15 protein-coding genes are annotated in these 14,220 nt (G+C 39.0%); 8 read left to right on the top strand and 7 right to left on the bottom strand.

Annotation, left to right across the window (positions count from 1 at the left end; translation table 11 throughout):
- Window positions 1-420 precede the first annotated feature (420 nt).
- A complete protein-coding gene (locus tag AC5JL8_RS28710) occupies window positions 421-591 on the bottom strand; it encodes a ribbon-helix-helix domain-containing protein (protein ID WP_495883086.1) in 171 nt (56 codons plus the stop codon).
- A 142-nt stretch (window positions 592-733) separates the two neighbouring features.
- On the bottom strand, window positions 734-898 hold the full coding sequence (locus tag AC5JL8_RS28705; RefSeq protein WP_495883085.1) for a hypothetical protein: 165 nt from the start codon (window positions 896-898) through the stop codon (window positions 734-736).
- Between AC5JL8_RS28705 and AC5JL8_RS28700 the strand changes: the two genes are divergently transcribed.
- From AC5JL8_RS28700 to AC5JL8_RS28670, 7 genes are all read left to right on the top strand, one after another.
- Window positions 897-2,012, top strand: a complete 1,116-nt coding sequence (locus AC5JL8_RS28700; protein ID WP_495883084.1) for a ParM/StbA family protein — start codon at window positions 897-899, stop codon at window positions 2,010-2,012. The genes AC5JL8_RS28705 and AC5JL8_RS28700 overlap by 2 nt on opposite strands.
- Window positions 2,013-2,016: 4 nt before the next feature.
- Window positions 2,017-2,280 carry a hypothetical protein gene (locus AC5JL8_RS28695; protein ID WP_495883083.1) on the top strand — a complete coding sequence of 88 codons (264 nt, stop codon included), beginning with the start codon at window positions 2,017-2,019 and terminating at the stop codon, window positions 2,278-2,280.
- Window positions 2,281-2,552: 272 nt separating this feature from the next.
- A complete protein-coding gene (locus tag AC5JL8_RS28690; protein ID WP_495883082.1) occupies window positions 2,553-2,750 on the top strand; it encodes a hypothetical protein in 198 nt (65 codons plus the stop codon).
- Window positions 2,751-2,844: 94 nt separating this feature from the next.
- Window positions 2,845-3,147: a hypothetical protein gene (locus AC5JL8_RS28685; protein WP_190756169.1), complete on the top strand. Its 303-nt coding sequence runs from the start codon at window positions 2,845-2,847 to the stop codon at window positions 3,145-3,147.
- Window positions 3,144-3,554, top strand: coding sequence for a hypothetical protein (locus AC5JL8_RS28680; protein WP_495883081.1), 411 nt, complete (start codon window positions 3,144-3,146; stop codon window positions 3,552-3,554). Before AC5JL8_RS28685 ends, AC5JL8_RS28680 begins: the two co-directional genes overlap by 4 nt.
- Window positions 3,551-4,267 carry a hypothetical protein gene (locus AC5JL8_RS28675; protein ID WP_495883080.1) on the top strand — a complete coding sequence of 239 codons (717 nt, stop codon included), beginning with the start codon at window positions 3,551-3,553 and terminating at the stop codon, window positions 4,265-4,267. Before AC5JL8_RS28680 ends, AC5JL8_RS28675 begins: the two co-directional genes overlap by 4 nt.
- A 55-nt stretch (window positions 4,268-4,322) precedes the next feature.
- Window positions 4,323-6,371 carry a hypothetical protein gene (locus tag AC5JL8_RS28670; protein WP_495883079.1) on the top strand — a complete coding sequence of 683 codons (2,049 nt, stop codon included), beginning with the start codon at window positions 4,323-4,325 and terminating at the stop codon, window positions 6,369-6,371.
- 197 nt (window positions 6,372-6,568) lie between these two features.
- On the opposite strand, the gene AC5JL8_RS28665 is transcribed toward AC5JL8_RS28670, so the two are convergent.
- The 5 genes from AC5JL8_RS28665 to AC5JL8_RS28645 are packed head-to-tail and all read right to left on the bottom strand — an operon-like array spanning window position 6,569 to window position 13,086.
- Window positions 6,569-7,618, bottom strand: a complete 1,050-nt coding sequence (locus tag AC5JL8_RS28665; protein WP_495883078.1) for a radical SAM protein — start codon at window positions 7,616-7,618, stop codon at window positions 6,569-6,571.
- On the bottom strand, window positions 7,618-8,031 hold the full coding sequence (locus AC5JL8_RS28660; RefSeq protein WP_495883077.1) for a hypothetical protein: 414 nt from the start codon (window positions 8,029-8,031) through the stop codon (window positions 7,618-7,620). Before AC5JL8_RS28660 ends, AC5JL8_RS28665 begins: the two co-directional genes overlap by 1 nt.
- Before the next feature lie 27 nt (window positions 8,032-8,058).
- On the bottom strand, window positions 8,059-8,502 hold the full coding sequence (locus AC5JL8_RS28655; protein ID WP_495883076.1) for a hypothetical protein: 444 nt from the start codon (window positions 8,500-8,502) through the stop codon (window positions 8,059-8,061).
- Window positions 8,492-11,635 carry an NACHT domain-containing protein gene (locus AC5JL8_RS28650; protein WP_495883075.1) on the bottom strand — a complete coding sequence of 1,048 codons (3,144 nt, stop codon included), beginning with the start codon at window positions 11,633-11,635 and terminating at the stop codon, window positions 8,492-8,494. The genes AC5JL8_RS28655 and AC5JL8_RS28650 overlap by 11 nt, the downstream gene beginning before the upstream one ends.
- A 17-nt stretch (window positions 11,636-11,652) precedes the next feature.
- On the bottom strand, window positions 11,653-13,086 hold the full coding sequence (locus AC5JL8_RS28645) for a lipase family alpha/beta hydrolase (protein ID WP_495883074.1): 1,434 nt from the start codon (window positions 13,084-13,086) through the stop codon (window positions 11,653-11,655).
- 724 nt (window positions 13,087-13,810) lie between these two features.
- Here AC5JL8_RS28645 and AC5JL8_RS28640 point away from each other — a divergent pair.
- Window positions 13,811-14,220: site-specific integrase (locus tag AC5JL8_RS28640; RefSeq protein WP_495883073.1), on the top strand; the 410-nt coding region annotated here is incomplete at its 3' end.

Genomic DNA, 14,220 nt, shown 5'->3' with positions numbered 1-14,220 from the left:
TAGTAAGCAGCGCGGAACAATCTCTGTTGCCAATTAGTGGTTAGACCTTCCAACTTCCTTCCACTTCTTTGGTCTGTAAGAGATAAACCCCGCTCTTAGATATTTAATCTTTACTATTGGACAAAGTGTTCACTACTTAGTAGCACTTTGTTTTTTTTGGTGCTTTTGTATATTGACCTCCATTACAAGCTTCATTTGCTTTATTGCTTGATTTTACAGAACTTCTGTCAGTCTTATACCTAAGAAAATCTGATGTTTGCTTGAAATTGCTCAATAAAAGTTGAGCATTGTTCAAGGATCTGAGGAACTGTACAGCCTACACTACCGAGAATTAAATTCAATTTGAGTGTAGCTGGCTTTCGCATTATTAACCGCCTCTTCCTCTTGTTGACTGATAATCCAACAATTATGTTGAGTTGGTTATTCGTTTTTCCCTTTCTCAGTTGGTAGCGGATCTAGCTTCATATTGCGGACTCCTACTTCTATAAGATATGCCGCTAGATTGGCAGTAGTTCGCCCTTGGTTGCCAGCTAGTGCTTCAAGCTGCTCAAATACTGTATCAGGTAGCGTTACACTAAAACGCTTGGTCATGAATCATTTCCGCTTCAAATTGCCTCCTAAATCATACGCTGTGATTCCTATAAATTATAAACTGCTGCGCTATTGATGTTACATACATCTATTTTAATTTTGTTTTGCTGCTATTTTACATCTACTTACATCTATTTAGATGCTATAATATTTCTAACAGCCAAAAAATGCCACCCAACAAAGGCAATAGAAGCCAGAAAGTGACTTGTAGGCTTACCAAAAACTGGATGTGTGGATTTAAGGTGATTGTGCCGATAAATTCTCCAAACCCAGAATAAATAAGACTTTTACCAATCATCAGAACCATGACAACCACATACACCAATGCCACAAATTGGCTTACTCAAGCAGACCAGCTTGCCAATTCTGGGCTAACTACCGTCAAAGGTGGTAAAGACGCAGGCGCAGGCTACGGCAAGGCAAATTATGGTGATTTTTGCATCATGATGCCTGCCGCATACTCACTTGTTCGTAACCGCAACCTCCGGCATCACGAAACCATATCGAAAGATGGGGCATGGGTGCGGTATGTCGAAGGGAAGCGTCTGGACTTGAAAGACACGCAATTCTTCTGGGGCAGTGCAGCGATCGCCCAGGCGGATCACACCCTACTTCATGAGGACAAATCTAAAAAAGCAGAACTGGCATTAGAAAGCATCCTTGCAGACTTAGCAGTTCTGAACATTCCTTCGGAGATGGAACTAGAAATTAGCTTGAGCAACCACAACCCCCAACGCTGGGCAGAAGAAATTAAACGCAGAGTGCAAGGTACTCATACCTTCCAACACAAGCACCCAGTTAATCGTGAGATTGTCACCAAGACAGTTGAAATTGTAGTCACAGGCATTTATCCCGAAGGTTTCGGCAGCATCGCCTATTGCTTATTTGGTTCACCAACCCTAACCCTTGAAGAATCCGAGATTGCCATCGCCCTTGATATCGGTTCATCGACTTGGCTAGGCACAGTTTTTAATGGCAACGGTGCAGTTATAGACCAACATTTGATTGAGGGTGGATGTGGGCAACTGCATTCGATGATTGCAGAAGCTCTCGACAAACGAAACGACCCAATAAGCTTGATTACTAAGGACGTAAAACACTCACCCACATTAGTTGATCAAGGGATTTTAGAAGGCACTTTTACATACGGAGGTAATCACCTTACAGGCAAGAATTTTGAAATTGAATATGCCCAATGTTTGGATGAATGGTGGTCGAATCGCATTGAAAAATTCGCTAACTTTGTTACGAGTGGCAACTATTTAGACCGTGCAAAATACTTGGTTGCTTGGGGCGGTGGTGTCTCCCTGCCAGTAGTGGATCAGAATCTTGCTGACTTGGGATTCGTGGTTTTAGAAAATCCCCAATTCATCAATGCTTTTGGCTTAAAGCTATTAACAGAAATTTCCACAGGAGTATAAACAAGTGTCTGATATAACGTCCTACGAATCTCGGCGTATAACCATCTCATACTTAGCAGTTTATGAATTATGCCAGATGTTCAATATTCCTCACGATGCCCCAACGCAAGCCCTTAGTGCAGCAGTAGAGAAGTTAATTTTTCAAGGTGGTATTGGTGTACAGACATCTCCAAAAACTCAAAATTCTTTATCTACACCAGCAGCAATTCAACCGAATAAGACCGGACTAGCTTCTATGGCTTCTCAGTTTAAAGGAGTGGCTTCATGAACGACTTAAATAGGGTCTATGACTCAACCCTACTAACCAATTCCAAGGTTTATCAGATTGACCGAACCCTGTACCAATACGTGTACAAAACAGGCACAAGAGAGCATCCACGCGTACCACTTTCGCCCTCTAGCTGAACAACGAAAGAAAGCTGATTTACTGCTCAATCACAAGGCTTTGACTACTCGTTGTTATGAAGTCTCAGGGATGTCTACTAATGCTTCAGTTATCAGTCAGGAATCATTGCAATTATCAATTTTTTGAGGTGAATTATGAACACTCAACCACTACCAGAATTGATTGCACAAGCCCAACAATTACTAACTCAAATAAGGCAGCATCCACAATATCAAAGGTTGAATTTTGATTGTGATGTAACCCTTGGGGATGTAAGCCAATTTTTCAACACTCTGCAATGGTCAGCCGCAGATTCAACTGTGGATGTTTCGAGAGAAGGATTTTTTCAGTGATGGGAGAGCGACCGCTTGACTGGACACCGAGCGATCGCACCCACAGATGTATCTCCGCCTAATGAAGAATACACTACACAAGGATTTTACCAAAATGACGAAACCACTGGGTTATTACTGCGCTCTAACGCCTGGAGATGGAACCTATTTAGACTGGTTGCAAGATACTTATGGTTCTTGCCTTGAGGGGATTAATCGCATCGAAAAACTGCATTTTTTGAAAGCGATAACTGACAACTTAATCGCTTCTGAGACTGCTACACAGGGACAATATTTATTGTCAGAATCGGCTGATACTATTCAAAAGCTTCAAGAGGATTTGTATCAGTACACGCCGATAGGCGACCACTTGGGATTAGCAGAAGCAATCATCAATCAACTTAAGACTCAAAAATGAAGTACCAAAAACAAGCCATGCTGGGGCTATTGGGTTTGGGTTTGATTGCTGCACCAATGTTTATCAAACTGCCTCAGCAGTTCTACATTTTTTCGGCTGTGTCGGACTTAGAAGCAAGAGAATCTGTTGAACGTTCACGCATCCAACAACGCAAACTGACCAGCGACAAATTGAATGAAACTGGCATATTACCGACCAGTTTAAAACTCAGAATCAGAGGCTATTTAGACAACCCAAAACGCAACCCAAGACCTGACACCAGCTATTACCAGGAAGATGAACAAGTTTATGTTTATGACTCAGGAGGTCGCTGCATAGGACAGATTTCTGAACGGCGTTGGCTTTGGAAGTATCACTACATAAATGTCTGCAATTTATCCCCACAAATGGAGCAGAGTAAATCATGAAAAGTGCAGAATATAAACCCTCAAATGATTCAAACTCGACAGCTGCAACTTCTCCAAAAACTAGCAACAAAAGAGTCACTAATTACGTTGAAATCTTAGCCGGGTGGATTGTTGATATCATTGCCCTGCCCGTGACCTTCATTACTCATATCGTCGCCCAGTTCGTCACGCCAGGTTCATCAGGCACAAAAATACTCGGTGCAATGGGTTTCTTCCTTGGCACACTCCTTAGTTCTGATGGAATCTGGCAAACACTGTTTCAAGGCGTTCCGATGTTCGTGTGGTTTGAAAAAACTTGGATTGGTTGGTTTGGATGGCTAACGCTCCCGTTTAATCTGTTTTTCTGGCTATCACTTGCCATATCTGCTTTAGTTCAGGTAATGGAAGCCCGGAGCTTACGGGGTAAACGACCAGACCAAGCCCGAAGCGAGTTTGAGGAATCCAAACAGTACACCCTCAGCAGCAAACCAACTGCAAACATTGACCTGACTACCGCATTGTGGCGTGACTACAAAGTGGCAGGAATGAAAGAACGCTATGCCGGAGGCGCAATTGCACTGTTTTTCTGGCTATTCGACTTAACCACAACCTTTGTAGGCCGTAATCCCTTCGCCTACACTGACCCTGGCCAGATTTTGGGGTGTTTAGTTTACAACTTCACCACGATGATGGCAGGGGAGATAGGTTACACGATTTGGCGATTAACTAAATAAGTAATTCACAACCCTCTACCTGCAAGGGTGGAGGGTTTTAAATTGGAGAGGAACTATGGAATTTTCACCCGATATTCATCAACCAATACCACAGATGGCCACAAAAGAAACTGCCTCACTGAGGGCTGACTATCCTTGCATTGAACACCTGGAAGCGGGTAACATCGCTCCTTGGCTGGTAGAAAGGCTTGACCAATTGTTAGTTCGTGCCAAAACTGAAAGGGCAGGGATGAACCTAGCCAAATGCGTCACTCTAGCAACGGCATCAATCGGGGCTGTTTGCTATGCCACCTCTCCACTGGCCCCCATCGGTGCGCTAGTTGCTGGGCTGGGCTACGCTTGGTCAGTGGTGCAAGACATGACCGATTCTCACTACTTTGCGCCTATTCCGTTTGTGCGTGGTAACTTCCTAGAATTCTTAGCAGCAATGGGTGACAGCGAAGCAAGAGCCGAATGGTTTGCTGGCTCTAATGAAATTGTGGATTTGATGAACCACCTTACACCCCTAGAACGTAGCGAGTTTGTCATGCTGCGGCAGTACACCAGCACCTTAACTGAATTTCTCACGGGCGTAGAAGCTGGTAAGCGGTTCTATGCTTACAGGTGGCTACTGGACAACTTCACAACTTACAGAGGCGCGTTTCCCACTGTTGAGCAGTTGTGCAAACATCTGGCACAGGTAGCCCCCGACCCTAGAATTGACCATGCACAAGTGACTCTAATTCAGCAGCAATCTCAACTGCCGCAATCTAAGATACCTGAACCAAAATTTACTCAACTGCCACAACCAAAGTTTATAGAGTTGCCCAGTTCCTCACAGGCTGAACCTGCTGCAAGAGCATTAGCACCAGACCTTAAATCAGTGTTGACCCTGCCACTACACCACCGAGCGATCGCAATTATCGACGTATTAACCAACAGTGGTTTTGATATCGCCAAGTGCATCCGTGACCAAATCACGGTGATTGCAGGTAATCAGCGAGGTGGTAAGGGTACGCTCATGGCGATTCTAGCCATCCTCAGTAAAGCACTTGAGCCAAACACCAAGATTCACTATTTCACTGGAGGCGATGACATTTACCCGTTTTTCTGCCATCGCCTAGTGTGCAGACTTAGTTACCCAGAACTAGACGGTGCAAAGGCTGATGCTCTTGTTGCAGGCGATTTGTACCAATATCTGAGGGAAATGGACAATGCCGCCCAAAATAGTTACACAGATATTATTTTGGTCATTGATGAAGCGGTCGCCTTGTCTGATTACCTTACGGATGAGCAGAAGCAATGGATCATTCGCTTTTTGTTCACTCGCGCCAGTAAGAAGGGCGCACAAATTTTCGTGGTGTTGCACGGCAAAAATCTGACTTCGTGGGTTGGGACGAAAAACACCGCAGGTTTTGGCGATACTTTCAAAAGTGGGGCTACTTTCATTGGTTGTGAGGCAACAAGTAAAAAACTGTCTCCACTCAAGTCAATCTCACTGGCAACAGGGCGTTACTTCCTGGCTGACCCTGATAGTTTTGATAAGCCAGTTGTTGGCGGTGAAATTGGTATCATTCCAGAATGGCTAAAAACTGAGGTGAATCCTCATTCTGGGCAACCAGACCCGGCGCGGACACTGCTTGTTTATTTTCCTGAATTGAGAAGTGATTGCGCTGATATTACCGATTCCATACCGCCCCAAGACAAACCACCAGATGAGTTTTTGAATCAGGCCAGAGCTTGGATTAATGAAACTTGGGTGATAGCAAATGCGCCACCGCCGACTTTCGCCTCAACTCCAAGCGATACCGACCGATACCAGCCAACTGATAAGGCTTCTGAGGTTTTGGAATCATCTGGTATCGATACTGAAAATGATACCGGAATCGGTGATACTTTCGCAGAAAACGGCGATTTTAATACTCTTGCCAATGATACCGGAATCGATACCAACACTCGCTACACTCCCGCAGAATTGACTCTTGAGCAACTGACTGGCATCGTCAAGCAGATGGTTGATAAGAAGATGTCGCAGACTCAAATTATTCAATCCCTCTGGGGAGTTGAAAAAAATGGTAAGGGCTGGAAGCAGGCTTATACCGAATATAAGGAATTGTTTCCTTGAGTTATGTCCAACGGTCAATAACCAGAAAGCCCCTGTACATCACTAGGGGCTTTTCATGGAGTTGACTTATAATTTAGAAACATCTAAAGGTGATTAACTAACACAAGCACTCCGCACAGTATTTAGATATACTGCTGTATAAAAGACTATATATAGCTTCTACTTCGTATAGCGAATGTGGCACACTTGACCACTGTTCACTGTTCTGGACAGAGGTTAATCTCAGGAAATAAGGGGCATCCACCTAAGCACAAGCTTGCCTTTTGACAACCAACGCAACCTCCTGAACCTAATTTGTTGCGAATTCTCTTGAATGGTTCGCCACTTTGCCAAAAATCTTTCATATTGTTGCCAACAATTGGAACTCCTTCATATCCTGCTTCTACCATGAAAGAGCAAGGGTACATTTTCATATCTTCAGATACGAACATTGAAAATCTTCCTGCATCGCAACCTTCGTAGCATATATGAGGAGTCTTGGTGAACCTAGCGATGCCAGTCACAGTGCAGGTATCAAACCCTATTTTGAAACTATGCTTTTTCTCTGTAGCCAGATGGAAAAATTCTTCAACTCTGTTACTGTTTTTTAACAATAGCTTATGGCTGTAGTATCTGCCAACAGGTTTATAGTTTAGAAAAATAAGGGCATTAATCTTGCTAAGGAAATTTGGTGGATTTTTAAGCCAATCAATAGCTGTGTTGATACTTTCACTGCTAAGGATAAAGTGAATATTGGTTTTTATTCCATATGAGAGAAGTAAATCAATAGCCTCTTGTGTTTCCTTGTAAGGAGAATAGGCACTAACTGCAACTGCTCCACAATATTTTTTTGTTGCTTGCAATACATCTCCTGTTAAACCACGGCCATTAGTTGTGTAGTTAGGGACTATTCCATACTTTTCCCTAGTTAAGCAAAGGATTTCACAAAAATAGGGATGTTGATTTGGATTTCCTCCTCCTAAAGCAACCTGAAAAACGTGCATTTGCTGTGCTTGTTGGATAACTTTTTCATAATCCTCTATTGACATATGGTGTCCTAATTCGTCAGATTTTCGATAGCAAAGAGCGCATCCTTTATCGCACCAATTTGTAATTGAAATATCCAAGAGTTCAGGCCCATGCCAAGACCAAAATGGTTCATCGTGTTCTGGTTCTTCTATTCGAGCAAAAAAACCTGTATTGGGATTGAAAAAAGTAGAATAGTGCTGTTCTTTAAAATGTTTAATAACAAGCGGTGTTTTTTTCATTACCAAACACACTCCAATGCATTGAAGTAAATTTTATCATTCTCAACTTCAAAACTGTCTGTACAGAAAAATGCTTCAATTTCATCGCCATCATCACTAGATAGATTGCCAATAAAAATTTTATGTCCATTTTTATCAGCTTCGGTGATACGTTCTACTACCTCATCAGCAAATTTACTTTTCAACAACTCTAGCCAGTTATCTATAGCATTATGATATTTATGGCAATACTCTTTAACGGGGTGCATACCATCTTTCACATGGTAATATAGAGCTTCAAATAGTGGAAATAAAGGTGACTTTTTAGTAACACCCATCAGTTCAAAAAAATCACTTTTTTCAAAATCTCCGCTAGTGATAATTACAAATGATGTTGATGAACTATTCGATACAAAATCAGTCCGAATCTTCATTTAATTTTTCCTCTAAATTACTCATTGCTATATTTCTTCTTGCTCCCACTCGCTTTCCTCTAGTTCATAATCAGTTTCTTCTTCTAAGTTACAATCACTTTCTCCCAATTGATAAAGTATATGCTTTAACACAGAACTAACAGTTTCATCTTTGAACATCCAGATACTATCTCTGGTATGGGCAACATAAACACTATTTTCCATTCTGCTTTGTATTTTCATTGCTATATCTTTACTGAATTTGTATTTCCAATACAGAAAATCGCAGAAGCCAGCATATTCCACCGCGTAATATTTTTCATACTCTGTTACCAAATTTTTGGAGTGTTTAAATAGACAGTTATATACACGCTCTACAAGTTCCTCAGCATAGCTTCCTGGTATAACTTGTGATGCTGTGCGAAATTCTGACAGACTGTACTGTCTATCAAGTATAACAACTAACTTACCGAACTCAATTTCATGTATCATCAATCTGCTCGTAGAAATCTGGTCGTGAAGTATATCGTTTCATTTCTGTAACAACAGAATCTTCATACCAAAATAGCTTCTCTTCAGTATATGTTTCAAGAAATCTTACAACCTCTTTTGCTAATGAAGCTGATTTAAGCCCCTCGGTCTCAGCATTTTCAAGAAGCCATTCACATGCTTCTTGAGCTAATTCAGTAGGTACTTCACTAATTCTCACAAGAGAGGTTAACACTCTCCAGACTAATGTTCTTATTTCTAAATTTGTAATTTGTGTGTACTTTTTAAGTAATGTGATGGCTACATCTGGTTTCATTTTAGCGAATTTGCTAAAAGCATCAAAGGCAGGTGTTAAATATGCCCATCCTTCCCCAATAGGAAAGAAATAAATTAAAAGTTCCATAAGGTTAAAAGCCTCATTATCATTTCGGAAATCTTCATCATCTAACTTATCTTTAAGATGATTGGCTAGATCCTTGATATTCCAAGAATGAAAACCATTAAAACTATAAACACCTGAACCTCTAACACAAGGGATAACAAATTCTTTATACTTGTTTTCGTCTAACTCACCTAATATTTCAAACAATAGATGGATATTTAGGCGATAGTACCAACTGGAACGCCAACGCAATGCTAACATGCAGATTATCCAGGATGAGTTCTGTATATTTTCGCAAAACCTTAATTTAATCTCATTTAAATCCTCCTGTTTTATAAATTCTTCTTCAACTGAAAAAATTGATTTAATAAAAATCTCTTTGTACCAATCTTTTTTTCCTATAACCTCAAGAATACCTCTATTATCTTGTGGTCTGGATGCAAAAAATAAATATGTTCTTATCCCTTCTGCAACTGGTGAATTTGGAGCTACTATTCTGTCAAGAATTACTTCAAATTCATAAGGTCTGTTACGAAAAATAACATTTGCGAGATGATTAGCTAATAAAAAGTCTCTAAATTCATCAAATGTAAAGTTAACTACCTCAATTCGAGTATCGAGAATATCATCTACGTCGGCTAAATCTTTTCTAAAAATAATATCTTCAGCGAGTAAAGATGCAAGTGTATCATGATATTCTGATGGCAAATCAGCAATTGCAATATCTGAGTATTGCTCTCGTTTTAACATTAGCTCAATAATATTCTTCAGAACTTGCTTATACTTGCTTGTGGAGCCAATTTTTAGCCTTGTAGAATCTTCATCATACTTACTTGCTTCTTCAATCTTTCGCTCAAAATACTTTCTAAAAATCTTGTCTCTGTAAATATCAAAAATTTGAGGAAGTTGAATTTCTTGTTTGGCATTTATATCTCCATATGCTTCACAAAACATACGAAGAAGTAAAGTATCATTTTCTAGTACTTCAGTTGCACTTTTTGATATATATGAAGAGCGTAGCTTAAAAAAGCGAAAATATCCCTTTACCATATGGTCTTTATGAATTTCGCTCATGTACCGATCTAAATTATCAATAAACCGTATTTCTGTATTAAAACTAGCATATTTAAAATTGCTAAATCTTTCCTCAAAATACTCTAACCTGCAAGTAATAATAAGCTTTATATATTTATATTCTAAAATTTTCTCAATCATTTTTCCGAGATGATGAGAAAAAGCTTGAATATTCTTATGCTCATTAATTCCATCAATAATTATTATTACTGGACTATTTGATTTAATACCAAGCTCATTTAAATAAATTAAAGCTTTTTCAAAGGTCTCAACTTGCTCCCCAAAGATAGATTTGAAAAGATACTCACTAATTCGTTCAGTGTCTATATGATTAAATTCACGTCCTGTAAAAAAAATACATGGTAAGTTACGTTTTTTAAGAACTGATTCTGCTAAATTGCAAACGAAGTTAGTTTTTCCCTGACCTGCTCTAGCAATAATAAAGAGAATATGAGATGAAATTAGCTTTAATCTTTCAATTAATTCTTCAATATCCAATATTAATGGGAAAGTTACTCTTTCCAAAAGATATTTTATTTCTTTGTAAACATATTTCTTATTTGAGGGAACATTGGTATCTGTTGCAGGGTTTGAACTACGATAATAGTATGGATCAAGCTCATCTCGAAGTTTGCTTAATGCTTCATGTAAAGAACTTGCATATTTATATAATTCCTCAATAGTTATTGATAAAGGTACAGTTTGTTCCCAATTCAACTGAATTGGTTGTAAAGACAACTTTTGAATAACACGATTAACTTCACTTAAATTAATGGAATTAATATCACTTATAATTTTTTGAAAAAACAAAACAGGATGAGCAAAAAATCTAGCATTATCCTTGACCTCTGCAACTTCGATAAATATGTCTGGTATGTATTTTCTACTATTCTTCTCTTTTACCAACTGATTATTAAAATGCTTGTTAAGCAAGTCACATACTGGGATTTTTTGATTTTCTCCAATATGCTGTTCGAGAGGAAACTGAGGTTTTATCTTCCAGTATTCGTGAGCAATTGCTATATCAATAGCAAAACTCAATTGCCTACCAGATGTATTAATTTGTTCTTTACCTGCTTCAATTGCTCTTTCAAATGATAAAAAACCGTCTTCATTGCGCCCAATCCCTTCTGGCATATTTTCTGGAAGAGTGGTTTGGGAACTTACAAAACCTGTACATTCAATGGCTAAAAAATTACCTGAATTAATCAATTGTTGTAATTTTTTATAATCCGAAAGAGGTTCCTCTTGAAAAAAGCGTCTTTCTTCTTGTCTTTCAGTAGATTTGTCATCCCAATATTCTTGTCTATTATAGCGCATTGATACTGCTGCTAAAGCATGGCCTTCAAGCACAATCAATACAGGTAGTAAATCGCAAGCTAAACAAATTCCACAAAATAAAATCGCTAAATCAAGACATGTACCCTCAGCGCGAGTTTCTAAAATTTCTTTGGATGTACGGATAAACTGCGTATTTTTTTCGGAATTAAATGGTTCAAAAGCGTATTTTATATTTTTAGCTAATAAAGCCTTATAAATTTCTTTTAAAAGTTGATGTTTATCCCATTGGATTAATTCTAATCGATTTACATGATTTGGCAAAGTTAAAAAATATGGTAATTCAGGAATAACAAACCGCGCTAATCCTTTTTCATCAAATTTTGACCATTCTTGCGCCATAATTTATAAGTCCAATATTACTGACATATTTCAAACAAATCATGTACTGCATTTGGAAAACCACCACCAGACTGAAGCGTTTTTACTTGTAAGCGATATAATCCGGGTTCCAAATCATTAATAGATATTAACCATTCGTTTTCTATTTTTTGAAACTCAACACAGCGTTTTGTACCACTGTTACTCACAGGTTCTATATGTGCTTCTATGGCTAAATTGTCTTTGACACCCTGTGGAATACGCCCTTTAATTTCTGCTTTTATTGTGACTAATTCGTCCTTGAAATATAAATCATCAAGCTCAAGACTGATAGCTGTTTGACTTAAAGCTCCTCTTATCGGCTCTTTTTCTAGTTGTTGTAAATTTTGTATATTTTTTAGGAAATCAAGTAAGATTGAGCCGTTGTTTTGCAAGCTGCCATGTTTTTCCGCAATAAAACGACTATAAAATCTGAGTTGAGAATTAGTATCAAACTCAATTGGAGTAGCAGAAACAAGAGGTACAGTTCCATCTCCACTATTAAGTTCATTACCTACAAGGGGTGGTACTTTCCAACAGATTTTTAATTCTTTATCTAATAATTGAGCAGATTGATAAGTTTTTTGTTCAGTACCAACATAAGGTACAATAAAAAAATTATTTTTATAATGCTCATTTTGAACATTAATTTGTTGGGCAGTTTCAATTTCACGATGAAATTTTAAAGCATCTTCTGCTTTATTGCTTAACAAGTTAGGAATGTTATCAGTTTCTGCTACTCGTTGATATTGCTCACCAACTTGGAGCATTTTGTAAATAGGTAGTAATTGATAAACTGAAGTAAACGAACGCATAACATCAGTTAAATCCACAAATAGCTTTTTATAGCCATTAGCTAAATAATTAAGTGCATTGATAGAACCTCGGTATGGAGTGCCAAAGGTAATTAAAGCCCTACAATTTTGCCATCCTCCTAAAACTTCTAAATAATATCGAGATACTAACCCTCCCATACTGTGGGCAATGAGGATAACCTTTGCATTTTTAGCACCACTAGCATCGCGCCACAGGGGTAAGTGTTGATTGATAAACCTCTCAAGCTGACGAGATGCTACTCTGTTATCTCGTCGCCAGTCGTAGGGAAACTCAAAATAATTTTTACCAGGAGTAACATCAAATTCATCTTGGATGCGGCGAGCAATGACTGTATATCCATCAATCTTCACCAGTCCCGGAACAAAATGAGTATCTTGAATGAGACTAGTCGCTTTAATACCATCTCCCAAGTCATCAATAGTATGGTCATCCCCCTCTAATTTCAGCTGTTGTATTAAATCACCCATTGTTGTAACAAAATTCCACGCAGCTTGACCCGATATCGCCCACAGGTCTTTACCATCTTTTTGCAACGCACTTCCGGTAATTCCAGGTAAAAATACGATAATATCCCGCATTTTGCTTTTATTGCTCATGAGATTTACTCATCAGTCTCTTTACTTGTTTTTATTATTTTAAAATCCTAAAATCTAAATTTTGTTTAGTATCTTTTGTTTTCGTTACTCGATAAAATATTTATGTAATCTTTTATAACAATTTATAAATTTGTACGTACACTAGAAACTCCCCCCACCTCATTCGGGGCAGATCTGGCGAGGCTGTTCTTAAATGCAAACTATACAGTTTAGTTTTATAAGTAAACAATTTACTAGTTATTTTTAATACTTTGTTTATAAATATTACTAGTGATATTTAAAATTTTTGTGTGAATAACGCCTATTTTCGAGGATTTATGTAATTTAAAGCCTAACGATTTATCTACCGGGTATAGACGCGAGTACAGACAATAGCGATAGCAATATTGCTATCAACTATTGTCATCCCTACCTCTGCTCAACACACCCTGGAACACCCTAACCCCAAAAGATGGATAGTGATGTTCGTTACTGTCCACGCCCTATTCATGTACCGTCAGATCACGTACAGAGATCGTCAATCCTTACACTTTTATCGCAGAAAATTTCTCTGATTCGCCCGACTTGAGGGTAAATCATCTGACAAATACTCTTCAAACCCCTCCCTCCCGTCGGTTGGGACATAGTGCGACAATAGCTGTTTTCACACCACTTATAAGAAAAAACACTCCTGTTCAACTAAGATATAGCTTGAGTATTCAACTTCCCAAATCTCTGCTGCGCTATGACATCGATCCATCCTGAAAACCTTAGCGTTCTCGAAAACTCACTGGCGTTGGCGATCGGTGAGGACTTTTCTCTAGAGAATGACCCTGATGTAATTGGGCAGTTGATTGGTGATAAGCGATCTCTAAATACTAAGCGCGAATACCAGAAAGACTTGAAAGATTTCTTCTTATTCGTTGCCAAGAAAGAACCCAGCCGGGATTTAGTTTTGGAGTTTCTGCACCTGGAACAGCGTCACGCCGTTGCTGTGGTTCTCAAGTACAAAGCGCACCTCATCAAGAAAAAACTGGCTGAAGCTACGGTAAATCGTCGGCTCAGTGCTATCAAGTCGATGGTTGCAATGGGGCGGCGGTTGGGTGTGTGCAATTTCTCCTTAGATGATGTCAAAGGTGAAAGGGTCGAAACCTA

This window comes from Mojavia sp. (genome assembly GCF_059505145.1).
This window is presented reverse-complemented; position numbering and strand designations above follow the sequence as displayed.

Excerpts from the sequence above, each read along its gene's own strand:
- AC5JL8_RS28655 (WP_495883076.1), bottom strand. The coding sequence starts at position 8,502 with ATGATACATGAAATTGAGTTCGGTAAGTTAGTTGTTATACTTGATAGA.
- AC5JL8_RS28660 (WP_495883077.1), bottom strand. The coding sequence starts at position 8,031 with ATGAAGATTCGGACTGATTTTGTATCGAATAGTTCATCAACATCATTT.
- AC5JL8_RS28675 (WP_495883080.1), top strand. The coding sequence starts at position 3,551 with ATGAAAAGTGCAGAATATAAACCCTCAAATGATTCAAACTCGACAGCT.
- AC5JL8_RS28700 (WP_495883084.1), top strand. The coding sequence starts at position 897 with ATGACAACCACATACACCAATGCCACAAATTGGCTTACTCAAGCAGAC.
- AC5JL8_RS28645 (WP_495883074.1), bottom strand. The coding sequence starts at position 13,086 with ATGAGCAATAAAAGCAAAATGCGGGATATTATCGTATTTTTACCTGGA.
- AC5JL8_RS28690 (WP_495883082.1), top strand. The coding sequence starts at position 2,553 with ATGAACACTCAACCACTACCAGAATTGATTGCACAAGCCCAACAATTA.
- AC5JL8_RS28680 (WP_495883081.1), top strand. The coding sequence starts at position 3,144 with ATGAAGTACCAAAAACAAGCCATGCTGGGGCTATTGGGTTTGGGTTTG.
- AC5JL8_RS28650 (WP_495883075.1), bottom strand. The coding sequence starts at position 11,635 with ATGGCGCAAGAATGGTCAAAATTTGATGAAAAAGGATTAGCGCGGTTT.
- AC5JL8_RS28685 (WP_190756169.1), top strand. The coding sequence starts at position 2,845 with ATGACGAAACCACTGGGTTATTACTGCGCTCTAACGCCTGGAGATGGA.
- AC5JL8_RS28710 (WP_495883086.1), bottom strand. The coding sequence starts at position 591 with ATGACCAAGCGTTTTAGTGTAACGCTACCTGATACAGTATTTGAGCAG.
- AC5JL8_RS28670 (WP_495883079.1), top strand. The coding sequence starts at position 4,323 with ATGGAATTTTCACCCGATATTCATCAACCAATACCACAGATGGCCACA.
- AC5JL8_RS28665 (WP_495883078.1), bottom strand. The coding sequence starts at position 7,618 with ATGAAAAAAACACCGCTTGTTATTAAACATTTTAAAGAACAGCACTAT.
- AC5JL8_RS28705 (WP_495883085.1), bottom strand. The coding sequence starts at position 898 with ATGGTTCTGATGATTGGTAAAAGTCTTATTTATTCTGGGTTTGGAGAA.